At 41.2% G+C, this 2,945-nt stretch carries 3 protein-coding genes; all 3 read right to left on the bottom strand.

Annotation, left to right across the window (positions count from 1 at the left end; genetic code table 11):
* Positions 1-96 precede the first annotated feature (96 nt).
* Positions 97-393: a hypothetical protein gene (locus JWJ90_RS22460; protein ID WP_205229458.1), complete on the bottom strand. Its 297-nt coding sequence runs from the start codon at positions 391-393 to the stop codon at positions 97-99.
* Positions 394-403: 10 nt separating this feature from the next.
* Positions 404-1,099, bottom strand: a complete 696-nt coding sequence (locus JWJ90_RS22455) for a hypothetical protein (protein ID WP_205229457.1) — start codon at positions 1,097-1,099, stop codon at positions 404-406.
* Positions 1,100-1,199: 100 nt separating this feature from the next.
* The gene (locus JWJ90_RS22450; protein ID WP_205229456.1) at positions 1,200-2,621 is read right to left on the bottom strand and encodes a Tle-like phospholipase domain-containing protein; all 1,422 of its coding nucleotides are present in this window, start codon (positions 2,619-2,621) and stop codon (positions 1,200-1,202) included.
* Positions 2,622-2,945 lie beyond the last annotated feature (324 nt).

Raw genomic sequence — 2,945 nt, 5'->3', positions numbered from 1 at the left:
GTGCCAAGTACAATTCAAAATTCGATTCCTTTTTTGAGGAGTATGAGCAAAAGGCAAAGCAGCAGAGAGTATCACGCCCAAAAAGGATCCGGCGGGTTAAATAATGCCATAAGTAGCGGATGCACCCGCCAAGACCTTCTCGTCTCCATTACTATAGAGAGATGCGGCAAAACCAGATGATGTGTTTTTTTGAAATGAATCTACAGAATAGTTGAGGTCGTTAAATATCTTATTGGCTAATTCTTCTGGGGCACGCTCAGCATCAACTGCCGCAAGAATCATATCCGGCGTTTCTCCGTTGTACTGGTTATCCTCGCTGTTACTGCTATCTTCCCATTTGACATAAGCCAAATCTGCAAACCAGGCATATCTACTGATATCTTCGAAAGTCATATTCATCCCTCTATTTGTTTTCTGGCTTAACTACTTCTTTGATCAAGCCACTACCAGTCAAAAAAACACTACGTCCATTTCGCATTCCTTTATTACAACATTTCCATGGTTTATATTCCCCTGGAACCCAATGGTCAGCCCATCCTTGATGTATAGTAAAATAAATAAGTTCACCAAGAACATTGCCATCATCCCTATCCATAACAGATAAAGTTATCTTTTTTATAAATGATTTATCGACAATTTTTGCAATATTTTCTCTTTTTGATTTGAAGATATATTGGCTAGTTATCTTATCCACTCTTTCTTTGACTATTTCGCCGTTAATTATTGTCGAACGAATCACATCTCCACGGGAATCAACATATTCAACATACGAAAACCCATACTCTGACCAACCTCTAATGCCAGACATTCCTGCCATCCCGTCTGCCGCTACCGTCTTGTAAATGTGCATCCCGCCTTGCTCACGACACATCTTTGATACTTGGTGTCCAGCAACAATAATATCCCAGTGTAAAATCCCAAATATCACAAGTTCAAAGGCGCCAAAGACTATCAGTAATTTCTTTATTGAAGGTCTGTTTCTTGCTGACATTAGCCGTAAGCCCAAGATAATTATGACTGTAATTATCACTGTAATGAGACAAAATAATATTGTTGCAAGCCATGACGTGTAATAGGTAGTTCCGAATATCTCAATCATTAGTGGACTCTTAATAAGCTATATTTGTTAGTGGGATCTGTCAGTAAGGTCATAGTAAAAGTTATATCTTTTCCCTCAACTAACTGTTTACCCTCTCATCCTATGCGGCTATTCCCAAAACAGCTCTATGGGGTGAGAAGGCTTTGGGCGATGAACCGTACAGATGATCGATTTCATCTTCACCTTTCAACAGTTCTCCCTCCAAATTCCCGAATAGATACTGGCTGTCGTCTTGAAACCTCATCATGCCGTTATCGACTGTCCGAGAAATACCGAGGCGGTTATCGACAAAGTCGATATCAGGATCGAAGTTCGAGACTGTGGTGTCAGGGTGGGATAGATAGTAAAGAAATTTAGCCCGATCCTCGATGTATTGGTCGGAATAGTTGGCACTATCCAGCTCCCCATCTTGATTAAGATGACTGTAATTTGCCCCGGTTATAGTGAAGGGGTTGAGGTTAAGTAGAGCATACATTCCCGCAAGACTACCTGCTTGACTTTCGAGACTAGAAGTGCTGGACTCGGCAAGACTATTGAGAGTAAGGCTCGTGATCCCCGAATTGCCGATGTATTCTGATAACTCGATCAGATTATCGGAATGGGCTACTCTTACAACCTCCCCGAGAGAGGTCAGAAAGCGTTCAATCTTTTTGGGATCCGGCTTGATATTCATTATAATATCAGTAATGGAATTATAATCTTCATCCGGAAAAAGGGCTAAAGCATTATTATAGATAACGATACTATCATTGAGGTTTTCCATACTGTGGGTATTTAAAAGTCCTCCTGCGGCCCCTGTATTGTTGACAACAAAATAACTCTCTCCTATCTGACCAGAAACAATATCAGTTGCAATACCGCCAACAAGGTCGGTACGGGAATGGCCTATATGAATAATATTGGTAACCCGATCTTCTTCATGCTTGATTTCAATATTATTGGCTTCCAGATATTCACCAAGAGTTTCAAATTCAGCTATTCCTGCAAAAGGATTCAACGTATTGACAATTCCAAGGTCATCTGCCAAAAACTCATTCAAAGAATAGTTGTCACATGTGTCATTCACATCCCACAACATATTCTTAATACCAAAGCCATTGTAAGTGTATGTCTCAAATCCATAAACGTAGCTTGCCATACCAGCAAGCGCACCACCTAGCGAATGTCCTGTGAAATTGGTATTGGTAGAATCAAGCTCATGAATATTTATCATTTTATTCACAAAATCCATGGCATCTTTCATTTGCTGAGGGCCACGTCCGGTACCCATATAGAGGATATCAGCAACAATGAGATCATTATATAATTCACCCGGCCCTTGATCCGGCTCTGTGCCACGGAAGGTAATGACAAACTCGCCGGTCTGGTTATCCTGTAGTAGCATGCCCTGAAAGCCAGAATCATAGTTAAAATCGGTGCTCACTCCCTTGACAGCACTTCCCGTTATCCCGTAATGCCCTGTTTTTATGGGGTACGAGGGAATTGGGTTTCGTAAACTTTTAGAGAACACGCTTGGTTCCAAAACGGCTGCTCTCCGAGCGCCTCGGCAACGAGCTTAGACGCGATTAACTCATCAAAAATAAACGAAAAATTAATCAGGAGTAGCGTATTTTTTTCTTGACAAAGCCTTGAAGGTAAAAATCGATTTTTTCATGGAATTACAACTAATTACACGGAGAATCGATTATGCAGTCACTGAAAATTTTCTCGATCAAGGCGTTACAACTGGTTGCACCGACGAACGGAAGAGCCGTGAACAAAACACTCCACGTGGACGCATTAATTCAAGCTATCAAAGCTGATTTTGGCAAACTTACCGATCATCGGGCCCAAAATGCCAAGATTG

Source organism: Desulfobulbus rhabdoformis (assembly GCF_016919065.1).
GTDB classification, from domain to species: domain Bacteria; phylum Desulfobacterota; class Desulfobulbia; order Desulfobulbales; family Desulfobulbaceae; genus Desulfobulbus; species Desulfobulbus rhabdoformis.
The sequence above is the reverse complement of the archived record's forward strand: the minus strand, read 5'-3'. Positions and strand labels throughout refer to the sequence as shown.

What these genes read in the sequence shown, in the direction of transcription:
- JWJ90_RS22455 (WP_205229457.1), bottom strand. Translation starts at nt 1,099, where the DNA reads ATGATTGAGATATTCGGAACTACCTATTACACGTCATGGCTTGCAACA.
- JWJ90_RS22460 (WP_205229458.1), bottom strand. Translation starts at nt 393, where the DNA reads ATGACTTTCGAAGATATCAGTAGATATGCCTGGTTTGCAGATTTGGCT.